This is a genomic window from Pusillimonas sp. DMV24BSW_D, from assembly GCF_011388195.1.
GTDB classification, from domain to species: domain Bacteria; phylum Pseudomonadota; class Gammaproteobacteria; order Burkholderiales; family Burkholderiaceae_B; genus Neopusillimonas; species Neopusillimonas aestuarii.
Genome location: NZ_CP049990.1, coordinates 1894477 through 1912385, shown reverse-complemented (window position 1 = coordinate 1912385; position 17909 = coordinate 1894477). Strand labels below are relative to the sequence as shown.

Sequence of the window (17909 nt, the reverse complement as noted above, 5' to 3'; positions counted from 1 at the left end):
CTGTATGTTTTTATAAGGACAAGATACGTTTGGCAGAGCGATAGACGGGCACATCAATCATCTTGCCGTTTAACTCACACGCATTCCCGTGCGCACCTTCATATGCAGCAACAATCGCCTTTGCTTTTTCAGTTTCCTCTTTCGAGGGGGAAAACGTGTTCATAATCGGCACGATATGTTTGGGGTGAATCGATAATTTGCAGGTAAAACCCATTGCTTTTATTTTTTGTGTTTCAGCGATAAGGTTGCTGTCGTCCGGATCCTGCAGGTGCAGATAAGGGACATCAATGGCTGCAACACCACCGTACGCCGCAGCTTGTACGATTTGCGCCCGCGCAGAATATAAAGGCTCCCAATCCATTGTGGCGCCAATATCCGCGGCAAAATCGGCGCCGCCAAAAATAAGGCCGACTACGTTGTCGGCCTGTGCAATTTGATGGGCTTGCGCTAATCCTTTAGCGGTTTCAATTAACGGAAGTACGGGTACGGTACTGGGGGACAATATTTCATTGATAATTTCAATTTCATGCGCGCTTTCTGATTTTGGCAACACAAGCATATCGGGGCGTACGTTCGCATCACATAATGCCGATAAATCTTTCAGGCCGGCGCGGGTACGAATCGAGTTAATACGCAAACACTCGATAAAACGCCCGGAAGGGGTGCGCCCTTGTAAATATGCAATCGCCTGCTCTCTGGCGCTGTCTTTTTCATCTAAAGAAATTGCATCTTCCAGGTCAATAATCAGCCCGTCGGCGTGTAATTCCTTTGCTTTTTCAAACCGCTCGGGGCGATTGGCCGGGGTAAATAGTAAACAGCGCGCCAAGAACATAGTTTTCTCCTTCACCCGAGAATAGGTGTGTCTATGCTGGCGTATTATTATTGTGGAGCGTAACGAAACGCAACGTTTTTTTGGTACGGCTCGTTTTATTTGACCCTCTACGGTTCAACGCCCGCAAAACACTTTCAAGGCAAGGCCACAACAACTGCTGCCGGGTCAACCCTGGCCCAAGCAGTTTGCCCAACCTGCAATGCCGGCCCCCCATTCTGAAACCCGACCAAAATCGCCCCGCAGCCCAAACGCATTGAAACTTCCGCTTTCCTGGTCGTAGCAGCTACTGCCTCGACCTGTCCGCTCAGTGCATTCTGCGTTTCATCAGCAGGATAGGCCGTTTGAACTGGCACTGCGGTTGCTTTACACAGTGCCAACACCTTTAAACCCGGCGCCAGACCAAGTAACTGCGCACTTTCATGCGTAACCACGGACCGCATTAAAGTACCGTCAGACAGCGCCAGCGTAACGCTTTGGCCCTGCTCACCCGGCACGAGTTCACGCACTGTGCACAGCCATTGATTACGCATGCTGGTTCTAAGACCAAACGTTACATGGTGGCCTGTATCCGAAGCCTGCTGCATTGCAACCTGCCGCACCCTCGCGAAATAGTCAAAAGCCTCCAACACCTTGCGCCCGGCTGCTGTCAGTTGCGCCCCACCCCCGCCACTGCCACCCACTGCCTTTTCCACCAGCGGCGTGCCAGCCAGGTTACCCAGCGTTTCAATGGCCTGCCAGGCTGCCTTGTAACTGATGCCGGCGTCCCGAGCTGCCTCTGAAATGGAACCCACGGCGTCGATACGGCGCAAAACGTCAATGCGCTTATCGGTGATGTCATGCCCTAACGCGGCATCCAGCCTGAATGTTGATGAACTCTTCATACGTAACTTGCCAAACAAAAACGTTACCGGTAGCATACTCGCTATTCCATTACTGAATAGCGAAACCGGAAATAAAAATGGGTGTCCCACTGAAAATAATACGCGCTTCTTTAGTGTTGGCGAGCCTGTTTGTGAATGGTATTGCACACGCAGCAACAGCCAACATCGCGGTGGCGGCCAATTTTGCTGCACCCGTGAAAGAAATTGCTCAAACCTTTGAGAGCGAAAGCGGACACCAGTTAACCATCTCTGTGGGGTCAACCGGCAAGCTGTTCTCGCAAATTCAGAACGGCGCCCCGTTCGATGTTTTTCTGGCAGCTGACACAGAAACACCCGGAAAAGCAGAGGAAGCCGGGTTGTCGGTGCCCGAGACACGTTTTACCTACGCAATAGGAAAACTGGTGTTATGGAGCCCGGATGGCGGCTTGGCAGAAGATGAAGCATCCGTACTAGAAACTGACCGATTCGAGCGTATTGCCATGGCCAATCCAAAAGTTGCACCGTATGGCCTGGCCACCGAACAGGTCATCAAGAAACTGGATCTGGTCGACACCTTGAGCGGAAAATGGGTGTTCGGGCAAAGTATCGGCCAGACCTATCAGTTCATTGCCAGCGGCAATGTACCTTTGGGGTTTGTGGCGTTATCGCAAGTATTCAGCCGGGGCAAGATTCAATCGGGCTCAGCCTGGATTGTTCCCGAAAACATTTACACGCCATTGGCACAAGATGCTCAACTTCTTAAGCATGGCCATAATAACGCCGCCGCCACCGCGTTTATCGCGTTTCTTAAAAGCCCCACCGCGCTCGCAATTATTGAGTCTTTTGGGTACGGTTTGCCGGAACGCTAACCAACACCGCTTTGAACACAGCTTTTTCAACCATGCCACTCGATCCGCAAACCTGGTCCGCTATTTACCTCACCATGAAACTGGCAGGGCTAACAACCGTTGTGTTGTTGATTCTAAGCACCCCCCTGGCCTGGTGGTTATCACAAACGCATTCGCGCTGGCGAGCTCCCATTAGCGCATTGGTAACTTTGCCGCTGGTGTTGCCTCCCACGGTGCTGGGTTTTTATTTACTGGTGGCAATGGGGCCGGCAGGCCCTCTGGGCCAAATCACCCAGTATCTGGGTTGGGGCGTACTGTCTTTTACATTTACCGGGCTGCTTATTGGTTCACTGATTTTTTCGCTGCCGTTTGCGGTTCAACCCATTCAGCATGCGTTCGAATCCATTGGCCCACGCCCGCTGGAAGCTGCAGCTACGCTACGCGCCAGCCCCGTGAACGCTTTTATAACCGTGGCCCTGCCTCTTGCACGCCCGGGTCTTATCACCGCCGCCATTTTGACCTTTGCACATACGGTGGGAGAATTCGGCGTTGTCCTGATGATAGGCGGTAATATTCCCGGCCAAACAAGCGTGGTGTCCACCCAAATATACAGCCACGTTGAAGCAATGGAATACAGCCAGGCGCACTGGCTGGCAGCCGGCATGGTGATCTTTTCATTTGCGGTGCTCATGTGCCTGTCGCTTTTCAAACGCAAAGGATCGGGCGTGCTTCGATGAACCCAATAAGCAACCACATTTGCCTGAAGCTGCCTCGTGCCGACTTTGTGCTCAACGTCGACCTAACTTTGCCGGCAACCGGCATTACAGTTTTATTTGGTGTTTCGGGCTCGGGTAAAACCAGTATCCTACGCTGTGTTGCCGGCCTGGAACGCGGTAATGGCGTGGTACAAATCGGTAGCGACATATGGCAAGACAGCGGCCGCAAGCTGTTTCGGCCTACGTGGAAACGCCCTATAGGCTACGTTTTCCAGGAAGCCAGCCTGTTCGAACACCTGAACGTACAAGACAACCTTGAATATGGCTTGCGCCGTTCGGGTAAAAAGCATGACCGGCGCCCTTTGGATGAAGCAATCGAGCTACTGGGCATCGGGCATTTTCTGCAACGCCGCCCTCAGGCGCTCTCGGGCGGGGAGCGCCAACGTGTGGCCATTGCCCGCGCGCTGGCCGCCCACCCACAACTCCTGCTCCTCGACGAACCCATGGCATCGCTCGATTTAGCGCGCCGCCACGAAATTTTGCCGTGGCTGGAGCGCCTGCGCGATCAACTGGCGATTCCCATGCTGTATGTCACGCACTCAGCCGATGAGCTGAGCCGCTTGGCCGACCACGTGGTTGTAATGGATAAAGGCCAGGCTATTGCAACGGGTTCAGTAGAGGACATCCTGACATCAACCCAATACCCGGCATTAACGGGCGATGAAGCCAGTGCAGTTTTAAGTGGTGTGGTGGAAGAAAAAGAAGCCCAATGGCATTTGGCTAAGGTTGCGGTTCATGGTGGCGTAATATGGGTGCGCGACGATGGCTTTAGCATTGGGCAAACCATTCGCCTGCGCATCATGGCGCGCGATGTCAGCTTATCGACCAGTCGCGCGGCCCATACCAGTATTCAGAACCACCTGCAGGCCACCATTGAACATATTATTAACGACACTCACCCGGCCCAAAAACTGGTGCGCCTGAACTGCGCCGGACAGGCCTTGCTGGCGCGCATTACCAGCAAGGCCGCTAACGACCTTGCGCTGATACCGGGCAGCAAAGTATGGGCTCACGTAAAGGCCGGCGGTGTGGGTACTTGACAGGCTTTATATACACCCACTCACGCTCAGAATGCCAGCCGCATGGCAACGTGTTCAATGCCCGCTTCCATATAAATGTCGCCTTCCGCCTGAAAACCCATGTCTTCATAAAAGGAACGGGCGTGGTACTGAGCTGAAAGCTCAACCCCCGGCAAACCCTGCCGCCGGGCCTGTTGCATGAGTGCCTGCATGATCATGCGGCCAATACCTCGCCCCCGCCAAGGCTTTAACACCGCTACCCGGCCAATATGGCCGTCGGGCAATAAGCGCCCGGTACCCACTGGCTGACCGTCCTCCAAATAAGCAACAACATGAGTTGAAACCGCATCGAACTCATCAAGCTCTAATTCTGGCGGCACGTGTTGTTCAACAATAAATACGTCGTGCCGAACCGGCATGGCATCGTGCCGGCACTGCTGCCATACACCAACCACAACACGAATGGACTCAGGCACCAGATTTTCTTTCATGTACGGGCCCATCAGACAATTCTTCTTTTACCGCTGAACCCCGTGGAGGGTAATCCAGCGTTTCGCGCATCTCGGCCTTATCTTGCCAGGCGAAATCGGGAAATGGCAACTTGCCCTCTTCTCTCCATTGATGCACCTGCGCCTCACTGGCCTGCACTCGATCGGCGTCCGGCAGGCTGTCAGTAGCGTTGTAGTGCACCATTGAGGGCACCGCGAGCTTGGTGCCCGCTTCACTCACAATCTGCATCATGCGCAAATAGATATCTTCACGAATCCCCAGGTATTCGGAATAATCAACCGACATCACATAAGCAAAGACAGAAATATCAAGAGAATGGGAGCCGAACCCACCAAACCGAACCCGTAAAGGGTCAGCTGCAACCTTGGGATGACTTAACAGCATCTTGCGCAATTCGGCCAAAACATAGCGCAATTGATCCGGCGTGGTTTCATAACGCAAACTAATGATCGGGTTCAAAAACATGCTGTCGCGCTTTGCATAGTTTTCAATCTGCATATTTGAAAACTCGCTGTTCGGAACCGTAAGCAAAGTGCGATCAAGTGTCCTAATTCGAGTCGAGCGCATCCCAATAAACTCTACTGTGCCGGTCTTGTCTCCGAACCGGCAATAATCGCCCACCGCAATCGGCTTATCGAAATACAAGGTAATGCCGGATATAAAGTTCTGCAAGGTTGACTGCGCAGCCAGCGCAACGGCCAAACCACCGATCCCCAAACCCGCCAAAACACTTTGATAAGGCACTTGCAACACATCGGCCAGCATCAAAATAGCAAACACAATGACAATAATACGCAGAATCCCAGCAATAAAGGACACCAACGTAATATTGTTTCCTTTCAGCGTTTCAACATTACGAATTCTGGCGGCAACTAGCTTGATAGTCAGCAATGTCAAGACCATGAGCGACAATACAATACATGACCAGCTAATCGTTACCAACGCAACTTGAACCAGATCAGGAAAGCTGAGCACACGATCAGCCAGACGCAATGCCACCCCCAGGCTGAACACCCGGAACGACCACAAAAAAAACCCGCGAACGACCGGGCCATGCGCATCGCCACCACTTCGCTTCAGAACGCCGTAAAAAAACAAATTCACCAATTTGCCAACTGCGTAAGCAACCACTAACGTAAGCAGCAACCCCAGCCACTGCCACAACTCCATGACACCAACAGGCCGCACAAAGGTAGGACTCATTTCACGGATTGCATCACGCGTTCTGAAATAAAGGCTTTCAGGCTGCGCTTGAAGCTCAATAATATTGTTGGCGGGCAGATTATCCAGCGCCGCATACAAACTACGGATCGTGCGAAGCGTATCAGGCGTAAACTGCCATATGACGCCCTCTTTCGTTAAAACTGGGCCAATAGCAATGCGGCCTAACGGATGTTCGAAAAAAATATACGGCTCGGAACGTATTGGATTGTCGGGCACCTCCTGCCAGGTAATGGCTCCCAACCGACGCAAAGACCTGTAAACATACCGGGCTAAACGCGGCCCTTCATACTCACGTGCCAGGGCCGATAAATCAGCCATATTCAGGGTTTCCATAGCACGCTCTGCACCATCAACACCGCCATAGCTGAAGGAACGTACCAAAGTTTTGAGAGTATCGCGGGGCGAAAGCAAATCACCACTGCGCTCGCCGAGTAAGCTTGCATGTGCAGCCTGGGCACGCGTTAATACATCTTCCAACAATTCAATTGGCAAAGCCTGAATGAACCAGTCGCCATTTCTGCGTAAAAACTTCAAGTCCAGCGAGACCGATGTCCCGGCTTGATTAAGAGTGGCCGTAAACGTGTCTGCATTGTCATCGGACTGAATCTCCCACACTCTGAAAGTCATGCTATTTACAACGTTAAACAACAAACTGGTGTAATCCAGCTCGCTTATCGTTTGCCCAGGAAGCGTTGAAAAATCAATAAAATGCGAAGCCTCACTTTGCAACTCCATACGACCTGGTCCGACAGCATTCATTACCGCAAGAAAATGATAGAGCGTCATTGCGGGCGACGACTGGTCTATGGAGTAACCCATAAACTGGTTATCGTCAGATACCCGTACGGCGGTAAGCCATTCTCCGGTTCCAAATCGGGCAGTAAAGGTTCGACCATCGCCGGCCATAATGGCCACAAAGGTGCCCTCACGGCCGCCCTCACTCCAGGTACCGCGCAGCTCTTGACCTAGCGCACTTCCTTTTATGGTGCCACCGAACAGCGGATATTCCCCGCTGACCTGATCTCCTGTTTGTTCCAACGTAATACGAGCTGCTCGATGCCGCCAGGTACTATCCCACTCGCCCGACCAACTCGCCGCAACGGCCTGAGCAGACCACAAGAAAAACAGGGAGAAAAAGAAAAGACACTGCCAAAAATGGCGGTTGCAAAATGCTGTCATTGATTGCCGTTATAGTTATCACATCGGCAACAACTATACTTTAATCGCAATCGTGGTGACGACAGCAACACAAAATTTAAGCACCGCCAATTGCCACACGCGAAATAATTAACCTGATAGCTAATCACTATCTGGTGCGTCATCGTCCTCATCGGCTTTCAACAAATCAGCATGGTGGTCACCCTGATAACGCAACACCCTTCGCCCCCCTTCAGACGTGCCCTGGTCAAAGACATCGTCGGTTGCATCCAGCAACCAGTGCGCCGTGCGACGGCGCTGATGATACATACGTAAATTAAGAAGCTGGAAACGGTTCACATCGGTCTCCTGAATAGATAAGTCAAGCGCCCCGAGTGCACGCAAAACAGTTTGTTAGCCTACGCTATTACACATGAAGATGACAACACTTTCTGCTATGGTTAATACCTGTCGCGATTCATACTGCCTGCTTCGGAGTACCGCATGAACAAATTGCTTACCCGCCATACCGCGTTTTATATTGTTATTGTGCTGGCCCTGTTCTTTTCCTGGCTTGCGCTGGTAGTACATTTTGCCTGGTGGCCGGTTGCGCTTGCATTCATCGGGCTCACAGTTCTGGGCATTTACGACCTGAATCAAACACGCCATGCAATTCGTCGGAATTACCCCGTCATCGGCAATCTGCGCTATTTATTCGAATTCATTCGCCCCGAAATCCGCCAGTATTTTATAGAAAGCGATAAAGACGAACTACCGTTTTCCCGGGCCGAACGCTCGTTGGTGTACCAACGCGCCAAGCACGATATGGACAAACGACCATTTGGCACCCAAAACGACGTTTACGGCAACGATTACGAATGGATCAACCATTCCATGGTGCCCACACACCTTGCCGATACGGATTTCAGAATACAAGTGGGCGGCGAAAACTGCACTCAGCCCTACGCCATGTCGGTATTAAACATCTCAGCAATGAGTTTCGGGGCGCTCTCGGCCAATGCCGTACGGGCATTGAATAAAGGTGCTCAACTTGGAGGGTTCGCACATGACACCGGCGAAGGCGGCATTAGCCTTTACCACCTGGAACACGGCGGTGATCTTATCTGGAATATTGGTTCCGGCTATTTCGGCTGCCGCGATGCCCAGGGTAATTTCTCGGAAGAGGAGTTTACGAAGCGCGCCACGCAGCCCAGTGTAAAAATGATTGAGCTCAAACTGTCGCAAGGAGCCAAACCAGGCCATGGCGGCATGCTGCCGGCGGCAAAGGTCACACCGGAAATCGCGCGTGCAAGAGGTATCCCCGTTGGCGAAGACTGTATTTCTCCCGCCCATCACAGCGCCTTTTCAACGCCCATTGAAATGATGGAATTCATCGCCCGCCTGCGCGAACTTTCCGGCGGCAAACCCGTTGGCTTCAAAATGTGTATTGGTCACCCCTGGGAATGGTTTGCGATTGCCAAAGCCATGTTGAAAACAGGGATTACACCTGACTTTATTGTGGTCGACGGCGCAGAAGGCGGCACCGGAGCTGCGCCTATTGAATTTGTTGACCACGTAGGTACCCCGCTGCGTGAAGGGCTGCGGCTGGTACATAACACCCTGGTTGGGGTTGGCCTGCGCAGGAAAATCAAACTGGGGGCATCAGGCAAGATTATCAGCGCCTTCGACATGGCCCGTATTATGGCATTGGGTGCCGATTGGTGTAACAGTGCGCGCGGCTTTATGTTCGCAGTAGGCTGTATACAAGCCCAGGTTTGCCATACAGGCCAGTGCCCAACCGGCGTCACAACCCAAGACCCGAAACGGCAGGCTGCTATCGTGGTGGGAGACAAATCGGAACGGGTAGCCCATTTTCACGACAACACACTGAGCGCGCTTGGGGAGCTGCTGGGTGCGGCCGGCCTGACCCACCCTGGCGACCTGCGTCCACACCATATTGCGCGGCGTATTTCGAATCTGGAGGTTCGTATGCTGTCGGCCATTTTCCCCGATATGCATGAAGGTGAAATCCTTGAAGGAAAATTCCGCCAAACGATCTTTCGTGTTGGCTGGCCCATGGCACAGGCAGAATCATTTGAACCCTTATATAGCCTAAGCGAAGCCATGTCGGAAATTGATGCACGAGCAGCATAAACCTAGTAGAAACACTAGGTTGAAGACAGGCAGCGGCAGCGTTAAATTGAACTTACTGCCCCATAGGGGCAGTTCCACCGCTCTCCGAAGCGGTGCCACCACACCGGCCCGTAAAGCCGTGTGTCAACTGCCGCAAGGGCAGTAAGGCCTCACCAGAAGGTGGGGCCTTTTCATTGAGTGGCTGTCAAAGTGTCTGCGTCAGGTAAAGCGCCCAATTCGCGCCAATAAAATTTTTTGCTGCGACTCACGTACCAACGAAAAAACTTATGGTATAGTAGCGGTCTTCCGAGCGGCGCATTAGCTCAGCTGGTTAGAGCGACGGAATCATAATCCGCAGGTCCCCTGTTCGAATCAGGGATGCGCCACCAAGAATATCAAGCACTTACGCCACCTTTAACCGGGTGGCGTTTTTGCTTTCTGACGCTCGTTGATCCCATGCACCAGCGCCGTAATATATGCGGTAAAAATAGGGAAAGTCGTCATTCCCACCACGGCCAACACAGCAGTGCAAATTTTCCCCACAGCCGTCACCGGAATAATGTTCGACCCCACGGTGGTGACCGTCATGGAGGCCCACCACAGTACGTCTGGATAAGATTTCACCAATGGGTTCACGCCCGATTCGAATGCGAAGAAAATGAGGGTTTGAAAGTAAGCTATGGCAATGAAAATGGCCAAATAGATAATCAACAAACCGGAAATGAAACTGTTCACCGCCATTTTCACTAATATGGCCAGCGCAAAACCGCCCCGGATAATGGGCAGAAAATGAATGACGTAGAACGCTTCACTGGAAAGGTCGACCGAAAAGTAGTTCAACAGAAAGGCATAGGGTATCGACAAAACAATCAGTACGAAATTCCTGCCAAAGAAACGCAAACGGTTGTGCGCAATAATGAATTGCAACAGGAAGTCCAGCAAAAAGTAGATACACACACCAAACTGGATTTGATCATAAATGGAATCGCCTACGAATGCGGCATTGCTAAACGCCTCTACGGAGATGCTTACAATCAATAAAACCGAGGCCAACACACCAAAAATATTCAGCAATTGAATTGTTTTGTGTTTCCAAGGAGTGCCAGCGTGCGTTGTCATGCAATAAGTGGGCGTTGTTAAGAATGATTAAAAACCAAGTTCGTTGCTACATACCGATTCAAGACAAATCAGATATTAAACGCAAAAAAGGCCGAAAACCCCAAAAGCGGTTTTCGGCCTTCCCTACTTCTTGTACAGCAACTTACGCTGTTACGTGCAAACGCGTTCCAACCGAACCACTATTCGCCAACTTAGGTTCAAGCGGCGACATAATCTGTTCAACCATTTGTTTCTGGTTATCCAGCGTTTTGCGCAACAACGCAATTTGCTGATCCTGCTGGGCGCTAGCGTTTTTCAACCCCATATACGCGCTTACAGCAGACTCAACTGACGAAAGTTCCATAAAAAACTCCCTTGATACGGGTGGCCAGAAATGGCACCCTTATGAGGTAACGGCCAGGCTACCCATAATCTTTAGTATCAACCTACCCAAAACCTAATCCCAGCGTTGATGGTACGAAAAAATAGGCAAATGCCACTGAAACCGAATGGCCAGCAACCGCAGTACCAAACCGAAAGCAAAACACACCAGCGCATTCAACTCAAAAGCGACATCGAAAGCGCGCAAACTTAAGAACAGCACGCAAACCGCCAACGAGACACTGGCATACAGTTCTTTGCGAAACACCACAGGCACCTGGTTGCACAATACATCGCGTATTACCCCACCGCTAATGCCCGTCATCATGCCGGCAATAATCACCACCACAATTGGGTAATTATGCTCCAGCGCCACATTGCAACCAATTAGCGAAAACGCAATCAGCCCCATGGCATCCAATAGCAGAAACAACCGCTTTATATGATGCAGATACCGGGCAATTAACGTGGTAATTAAGCCGGCCGATACAACGATATAAACGTATTCAGGATGTTGTGTCCAATGTACGGGATAATGGCCCAGCACCACATCACGTAAAGTGCCGCCGCCCAGGGCCGTGACAAAAGCAATAACCGACACCCCAAACACATCCATATTGCGACGCCCGGCCGCCAGCGCACCCGACATGGCTTCGGCCGTTATTGCAATCAAGTAAATGACCAACAACATTAACTGTCTTTTTCTTCTTCTATGAGCTTACCGGTAACCGCGTCAACTTTCACCTCCCACTCTTGGCCTTTCGAATCAAGAATCGTGACTTTATAAACGTAATTGCCGCGATTGTTTTCCAGCTCGGTATCCATGATGCGCCCGCGCCGCGCTTCCAGCGCTGTTTGATTCAAACCCTCGAAAGGTTTGATGATACCGTCGCTGGCCAAACGATAAGCTTCATCTACACGTACGTCATCGGCGTGACCCAAACTACTGGCCAAAGTGAATATCGTACCAACCACCAGCTTCATTGTTATTGTTTTCACGAACAGGTCTCCTTGGTATTGAAAAGTAAAAGGCCGCCCTAACGGCGGCCTTCGCTGACACTGTTTATTTGCCTTGCATAATGCGCGAGGCCTCCGATTTGGCCGTGGTAAGCGCCGTCACTGCAGGATACTGCCCGCCAAGCGCTTCATCCAGCTTTTTATGGAACATTTCGCGAATTTGCGGGTAATTCTTTATTTTGAACCCACGCCCTGTCTCAGAGGGCGGCTTGGCGTACACGGCAACCAATTCACGCCAAGGCTCAATACCGTGATCTTTGTAATAACCTTCACCCGTTTGCTCGAATGCTTGCTTGGTTAATGGCAGAAAACCCGTTTCCTGATACCAGCGGGCAGCGTTGTCGGGTTCTGCCAACCAGGCCAGGAACTTAACCGTTGCCTTGTGCTCTTCATCGGTATGTCCAGACGTTGCCCAAAGGCCTGTGCCATCCAGGAATGGACTACCCGGCGCTTTGGTAACCTGCGGATAATACGGCAGACCTGTTAAGCCGAATTTCAATGTATCCAACTCAATGAAACGACCGATATTGCTCGACTCAGACCACAATACGGAACATTCATCTGCAGCAAAAAGGTCTGGAGCAAACACGTTGGGTTCCGGGTCAACAAGCAGCTCGGAACGAACCCAGGCGATCATTAATGACAAATGTCGCACGAACGTAGTGTCGAATGTGAATGCCGCCGATTGGGCTTTGGTACCGTTGTCGGCCGAAGTGAAAAACTGATTATTGACTGCGGCCAGATTTTCCAGGTTCACGGAAACGGATTGGTCGGTAATGGCAGGACAATTACGCGTGGCTTTATTTGCCAAGTCGACCAGCTGTTCCTGCAAGCCATACCACGAGCGCTGTGGAACCGCCGGAGACATGCCTGCTTTCTCGAAAGCGCGGATGTTATAGAACATAACCGGCACATCGATCATGTAGGGAAACGCCAGCAACCGGCCACGTGCGTCACGCATGCTCAAATTCTGCGGTGCCACAAACCACTGGGCATGTTTAATGGGATACTTCGCCAGTAAAGTATGCAAAGGCGCAATGTATTTCTGGGCGGCCAAGGCTTCCGGATCGCGATTGTCGTCAATTTGCACTAGATGCGGTGTTTTCTGTTTATCTCTCACCCGTTCCAGCAAAGCCGGCTCGATTTCACGCGATGTATTAAACGTTTTGATCTCAACACGAACCTCGCTTTGTTCGCTATTGAAGTCATCGACCAGATCGTCGAAAACCGCCTGATTATGGGGGATAAGCGAAACCCAGACCTGAACATCCGTTGCCGCTTGCGCCGCACCAAACCCCAGAACCGACACCAGCATTGCAGCCAGCCGCGTACGCAACAACCTGGGCGTACGTTCAAACGCATGTAATCTCATACCGTGAATCAACCTAGAAAAGGGAAATCGGGCTCGGGCGTTTGGCCCGAAACAAGGTCGGCCAGTACACGCCCCGACCCCACGCCCATCGTCCAGCCCAACGTGCCATGCCCGGTGTTCAAATACAGGTTGGACACACGGGTACGACCGATTAAAGGCACATTCGAGGGTGTGGAGGGACGCAAACCCGACCAAAAAGCAACATTATCAAAATCAAGGGCACTTGGAAATAGCTCGTGCGCCAACACAACAAGGTTTCTGCAACGGTTTGTATTCAAGGAACGACTATACCCAGCCAGTTCGGCTGTACCCGCCATACGCAAGCTGTCACCCAGCCGACTGAAAACAACCTTATGCTCACTGTCGGTCAGGCTGACGACCGGGGCTGCATCAGGATTCACCACTTTGAAAGTTGCCGAATAACCCTTGGCCGGATACACCGGGCAAGACACCCCTAGCGGGCTAACCAAGTGCGGTGTAAAACTGCCTAAAGCCGCGACATAAGCATCGCCCGTGATCGTGTGAAAAGTCCCATCGGGGTCTACCACCTCAACCCCGGTCACCTTGCCGCCATCAGCCGTAAGCCGATTGATTTGGGTTGAGAAACGAAACTCCACACCGGCCTCTTCAGCTTTCTTCGCCAACGCGCTGGTAAATAAATACACATCGCCGCTTTCATCCAGCTCGGTGTAATCGCCCCCGACAATTGAGTCGGCCACCGGTGATAGGGCCGGTTCAATTTGCAATACTTCTTCTTTGCTCACAATGCGCCGATCGAGACCGTAGTCACGCATATACCCTGCTGCCTGCTGGGAAGCGTCGAACTGTTCGTTATTACGGTAAAAATTCAAAATACCGCGACTCAGGTGGTTGTACTCAATACCCAGCTCTTCGCGCATGCTTTTCAGCGTTTGCAAGCTATATTCGGCCAACGCCACCATAGAGCGAATATTCTTGGGCACCCGCGCCGCGCGGCATTCAAGCAAAAACTGCAGCCCCCATGCCCATTGGCGCCAGTCGGCCTGCGGCCTGAATACCATGGGCGCGCTGTCTTTGAGCAACCATTTCAATAACTTCATGGGCGTTTGGGGGTTCGCCCAAGGTTCAGCATAAGAAACCGAAATCTGGCATCCGTTGGCACGGCTGGTTTCCTGCGCCGGGCCGGGCTGGCGGTCGATCACAACCACGTCATGACCGGCCTGCTTCAGCCACCAGGCGGAAGCAACGCCGATTATTCCACTACCCAATACCACGACTTTCATGAACGCTCACCTTTAGTCAATTCAAACGGCGGACCCTGTTTCCCGCAGCGGGCACCACATTAAAGCGTTATTTGTGCGTGTCCGCCTGCGAGGTGAATGCGTCCGCATAGAACTCATTGTCAGGCAAACCCGCCTGCCGGGTAAAGTCTTTACGCGCCGCTTCCACCATAGCCGGGGCACCGCAGGCATATACCTGGTGGCCGGACAAGTCGGGAATGTCTTCGAGTACTGCCTGATGCACAAACCCGCTGCGCCCTGCCCAGTTATCTTCCGGCAAAGCATCGGAAACAACCGGGACATAATTAAAATCAGGTAACGTTTCAGCCCATTGCTGTGCCAAATCGTTCATGTACAGATCACCCGGGCGGCGCCCGCCCCAATACAATACGACCGGGCGAACATGACCCGTTTGTTGCATGCGCTCTACCAGCGCCTTAATAGGGGCAAAACCGGTTCCGCTGGCAAGCAACACAACCGGTTTATCGCTGTCTTCACGCAAGAAGAACGAACCCAACGGACCTTCCACACGCAAGATTTCCCGCACTTTCATGGCCGTTTCACCGACCCCAAAAACGTGGTCGGTAAAAACACCACCCGGCATATGCCGAATGTGCAACTCCACCATATTATCGTCAGAGGGCGGGTTGGCCATGGAATAACTGCGCCGCTCGCCGGATTTCAAAATGAACTCCAGATACTGACCGGCGTAATAGCGAAAAGGTTCGGCCGGCGGCAATTGCAACTTCACCACCATAACGTCATCGCGAACACGCTCCAAACCCATCACACGTGACGGCATTTTGCGAATCTGGATATCGCCTGCCATGCGGATTTCCTGCGCCTCAATCACCATATCCGAATCAGGCTTGGCCTGACAAAACAAGGTATAGCCCTCTTTCAACTCTTCGGGCGATAAAATCTGGGCGGGCGCGGAACCGGCCTCAAACCGACCCGACACAACCTTGCCTTTGCACGTTGAGCACGCGCCTGTGCGACAACTGTAAGGGAGAATAATATCGGCTGCCAAAGCAGCATCCAGCACCGTTTCGCCGGGCGCGACCGGGAATGTATGACCTGTAGGTTGAACCGTTACCGTAAAACTCATTGTTGTGATTACCTGCAATTTAATAAATTAGGCACGCCGCAGCTGGGGCTGTTTAACCTTCACGGCCAATGAGCGGCCTTTACGCGCCCGCTTGCCTGTGTACACTTCCATTTCCGCCTCATCCAGTACAACATCCGTTTGCTTATTACGGTAAACACCGCTCAAACACACGCCGGCCGGGCCAACGGCACTCCACTGCTCAAGACGGTCACCCGAATCGAGCCCCATCAGGATCGTGCCACGACCGCCCCCTGAAAGCGTCTTGAATTCAGATAAATCGACAATCAAAAAGCGTCCTTTACGCGTTAACATCGCCAAGGCTTTGTCGGATTCCTGCAAACCAATGGGCTTAAGCATGGCATCGCCTTTTTCCAGCGTAACAAATTGCTTGCCCGCTTTCTGACGCGTCGTCATGTCTTTCAGTTTTGACATGAAACCATAACCCGACTGTGTGCCCAGGAACCAGGCTTGCTCGGCATCGCCGGCCACCATATGCACCACTTGGGCGCCCTGCTCCAGGTCAATAAGCGACGTTACCGGCTGGCCATCGCCACGGGCCGACGGCAAACTGGCAACCGGCACGGTATATACCCGCCCGGTCGACGATAATGCCACCAAATTATCGGTGGTTCGACACTCGATAGCGTCGTACAGGCTGTCACCCATTTTGAAGTTGAACTGCGCAGCATCGTGGCCATGCCCCTGGCGCGCGCGTAGCCACCCTTTTTGAGACACAATCACCGTAACCGGCTCGTCGACCACTTTCGTTTCCAGCACCGCTTTTTCAGCCACTTCAATGAGGGTACGCCGATCATCGCCATACTGTTTGGTATCGGCTTCAATCTCTTTGATAATTTGGCGCTTCAAGGCCGACGGGCTTGCAAGCAGCGCCTCCAGGCGACTTTGCTCTTCTTTCTGAGCAGCCAGTTCTTTTTCAATTTTGAAACCTTCCAACTTGGCCAACTGGCGCAAGCGCATTTCCAGAATGTCTTCGGCTTGGCGTTCGGAAAGGTCGAACCGCTCCATGAGTGCAGGACGCGGCTCATCCGACTCGCGAATAGTCTGAATCACCTCATCAACATTCAAATAAACCACCATGCGCCCTTCCAGCACATGGATACGATCAGTTACCTTGTCGAGACGATATTGAGTGCGCCGGGTAACCGTTTCGCTACGAAAACCCAGCCACTCAGTCAAGATGTCGCGCAACGCACGCTGACCGGGACGGCCATCGGTACCGATACATACCAGGTTAATCGACACATTGCCCTCAAGGCTTGTTTGTGCCAATAAGGTGTTCACAAATTCGTCACGATCAATACGGCTGCTCTTGGGCTCAAAAACCAAACGCACCGCGGCCTGCTTGCCCGACTCGTCGCGCACCGCGTCCAACAAGCTAAGCATTAACGCCTTCGTTTGCTGCTGATCGGCCGTCAGCGACTTTTTACCTGTTTTCACCTTGGGATTCGTACGATCCTCAATCTCTTCCAGGATCTTTTGCGACGACGTACCGGGCGGCAATTCAGTGACGACCAATTGCCACTGGCCCCGCGCCAACTCTTCAAATTGCCAGCGCGCTCGCGCTTTAATAGACCCTCGACCGCTGCGATACACGGCGGCGATGTCCTCCGGCGGCGAAATAATTTGCCCACCCCCTGCAAAATCAGGGCCTGGAATCATTTCAAACAATTCATCATCAGGTAATTTGGGGTTACGCAGCAAGGCCACGCAAGCCTGCGCCACTTCACGCAAATTATGCGAAGGCACCTCGGTGGCCATCCCAACTGCAATCCCCGAAGCGCCATTCAGCAACATAACGGGCAAGCGCGCTGGCAATAACTGCGGCTCCTTCTGACTGCCATCGTAATTGGCAATAAACTCAACCGTCCCTTCGCCCAGTTCGTCGAGCAAAATACGGGAAAATGGTGTTAAGCGGGCTTCCGTATAGCGCATGGCAGCAGCGTTATCACCGTCGCGCGAGCCAAAGTTTCCGTGCCCGTCGACCAAGGGATAGCGCAGTGAAAAGTTCTGCGCCATCCGTACCATGGCATCGTAAGCCGCCTGATCGCCATGGGGATGATACTTACCCAGAACGTCACCCACCACGCGGGCCGATTTCACAGGTTTGGCGCCCGGCCCCAGGCCCATGGCGTGCATGGCATACAAAATACGACGCTGCACGGGCTTCTGGCCATCGGCCACATCGGGCAGCGCCCGCCCCCGCACCACTGAAACCGCATAATCAAGGTACGCCTGTTCGGCGTAAAGACCCAGCGTGAGCTGTTCGCCGCCTTCATCACTATCAAATAAACCTACTTGTGTGCTGTCCATAATT

At 52.4% G+C, this 17909-nt stretch carries 17 protein-coding genes and 1 tRNA gene; 5 read left to right on the top strand and 13 right to left on the bottom strand.

Features of this window, described 5'->3' with window-relative positions; genetic code table 11:
• Positions 1-10: 10 nt before the first annotated feature.
• The gene (locus tag G9Q38_RS09320) at positions 11-832 is read right to left on the bottom strand and encodes an HpcH/HpaI aldolase/citrate lyase family protein (RefSeq protein ID WP_166130245.1); all 822 of its coding nucleotides are present in this window, start codon (positions 830-832) and stop codon (positions 11-13) included.
• Between the two features lie 134 nt (positions 833-966).
• A complete protein-coding gene (locus tag G9Q38_RS09315) occupies positions 967-1713 on the bottom strand; it encodes a TOBE domain-containing protein (protein WP_166130243.1) in 747 nt (248 codons plus the stop codon).
• A 77-nt stretch (positions 1714-1790) separates the two neighbouring features.
• On the opposite strand from G9Q38_RS09315, the gene modA reads away from it, so the two are divergent.
• The 3 genes from modA to modC are packed head-to-tail and all read left to right on the top strand — an operon-like array spanning position 1791 to position 4356.
• Entirely contained in the window at positions 1791-2561 is a 771-nt protein-coding gene (modA, locus tag G9Q38_RS09310) for a molybdate ABC transporter substrate-binding protein (protein WP_166130240.1), read from the top strand.
• A gap of 32 nt (positions 2562-2593) precedes the next feature.
• Positions 2594-3277 (top strand): molybdate ABC transporter permease subunit, encoded by a 684-nt coding sequence (gene modB / locus G9Q38_RS09305; protein ID WP_166130237.1) that lies wholly within the window; start codon positions 2594-2596, stop codon positions 3275-3277.
• Complete coding sequence (gene modC / locus G9Q38_RS09300; protein ID WP_166130233.1) at positions 3274-4356, top strand: molybdenum ABC transporter ATP-binding protein; 1083 nt, start codon at positions 3274-3276, stop codon at positions 4354-4356. Before modB ends, modC begins: the two co-directional genes overlap by 4 nt.
• Positions 4357-4382: 26 nt before the next feature.
• On the opposite strand, the gene G9Q38_RS09295 is transcribed toward modC, so the two are convergent.
• From G9Q38_RS09295 to G9Q38_RS09285, 3 genes are all read right to left on the bottom strand, one after another.
• Positions 4383-4826: a GNAT family N-acetyltransferase gene (locus G9Q38_RS09295; RefSeq protein ID WP_119516873.1), complete on the bottom strand. Its 444-nt coding sequence runs from the start codon at positions 4824-4826 to the stop codon at positions 4383-4385.
• Entirely contained in the window at positions 4804-7248 is a 2445-nt protein-coding gene (locus G9Q38_RS09290) for a mechanosensitive ion channel family protein (RefSeq protein WP_119516874.1), read from the bottom strand. The genes G9Q38_RS09295 and G9Q38_RS09290 overlap by 23 nt, the downstream gene beginning before the upstream one ends.
• Before the next feature lie 120 nt (positions 7249-7368).
• Complete coding sequence (locus tag G9Q38_RS09285; RefSeq protein WP_166130230.1) at positions 7369-7566, bottom strand: hypothetical protein; 198 nt, start codon at positions 7564-7566, stop codon at positions 7369-7371.
• A 144-nt stretch (positions 7567-7710) separates the two neighbouring features.
• On the opposite strand from G9Q38_RS09285, the gene G9Q38_RS09280 reads away from it, so the two are divergent.
• Both G9Q38_RS09280 and G9Q38_RS09275 read left to right on the top strand, forming a co-directional pair.
• Entirely contained in the window at positions 7711-9360 is a 1650-nt protein-coding gene (locus tag G9Q38_RS09280) for an FMN-binding glutamate synthase family protein (protein WP_166130227.1), read from the top strand.
• Positions 9361-9651: 291 nt separating this feature from the next.
• Positions 9652-9728 (top strand) — tRNA-Met (locus G9Q38_RS09275).
• A 25-nt stretch (positions 9729-9753) separates the two neighbouring features.
• On the opposite strand, the gene G9Q38_RS09270 is transcribed toward G9Q38_RS09275, so the two are convergent.
• The 8 genes from G9Q38_RS09270 to parC all read right to left on the bottom strand — a co-directional run bounded on the left by G9Q38_RS09270 (position 9754) and on the right by parC (position 17908).
• The gene (locus tag G9Q38_RS09270) at positions 9754-10458 is read right to left on the bottom strand and encodes an ion channel (protein WP_205962279.1); all 705 of its coding nucleotides are present in this window, start codon (positions 10456-10458) and stop codon (positions 9754-9756) included.
• A 142-nt stretch (positions 10459-10600) separates the two neighbouring features.
• Entirely contained in the window at positions 10601-10801 is a 201-nt protein-coding gene (locus G9Q38_RS09265) for a YjfB family protein (protein WP_114420537.1), read from the bottom strand.
• A 93-nt stretch (positions 10802-10894) separates the two neighbouring features.
• Positions 10895-11509, bottom strand: a complete 615-nt coding sequence (locus G9Q38_RS09260; RefSeq protein WP_119517093.1) for a trimeric intracellular cation channel family protein — start codon at positions 11507-11509, stop codon at positions 10895-10897.
• A complete protein-coding gene (locus G9Q38_RS09255; RefSeq protein ID WP_147407159.1) occupies positions 11509-11817 on the bottom strand; it encodes a PepSY domain-containing protein in 309 nt (102 codons plus the stop codon). Before G9Q38_RS09255 ends, G9Q38_RS09260 begins: the two co-directional genes overlap by 1 nt.
• 64 nt (positions 11818-11881) lie before the next feature.
• Complete coding sequence (locus G9Q38_RS09250; RefSeq protein WP_166130224.1) at positions 11882-13207, bottom strand: extracellular solute-binding protein; 1326 nt, start codon at positions 13205-13207, stop codon at positions 11882-11884.
• Between the two features lie 8 nt (positions 13208-13215).
• Positions 13216-14469 carry a D-amino acid dehydrogenase gene (locus tag G9Q38_RS09245; RefSeq protein WP_166130221.1) on the bottom strand — a complete coding sequence of 418 codons (1254 nt, stop codon included), beginning with the start codon at positions 14467-14469 and terminating at the stop codon, positions 13216-13218.
• A gap of 67 nt (positions 14470-14536) precedes the next feature.
• Positions 14537-15574 carry a CDP-6-deoxy-delta-3,4-glucoseen reductase gene (locus G9Q38_RS09240; protein WP_166130219.1) on the bottom strand — a complete coding sequence of 346 codons (1038 nt, stop codon included), beginning with the start codon at positions 15572-15574 and terminating at the stop codon, positions 14537-14539.
• A gap of 27 nt (positions 15575-15601) precedes the next feature.
• A complete protein-coding gene (gene parC / locus G9Q38_RS09235) occupies positions 15602-17908 on the bottom strand; it encodes a DNA topoisomerase IV subunit A (RefSeq protein WP_166132363.1) in 2307 nt (768 codons plus the stop codon).
• Position 17909 lies beyond the last annotated feature (1 nt).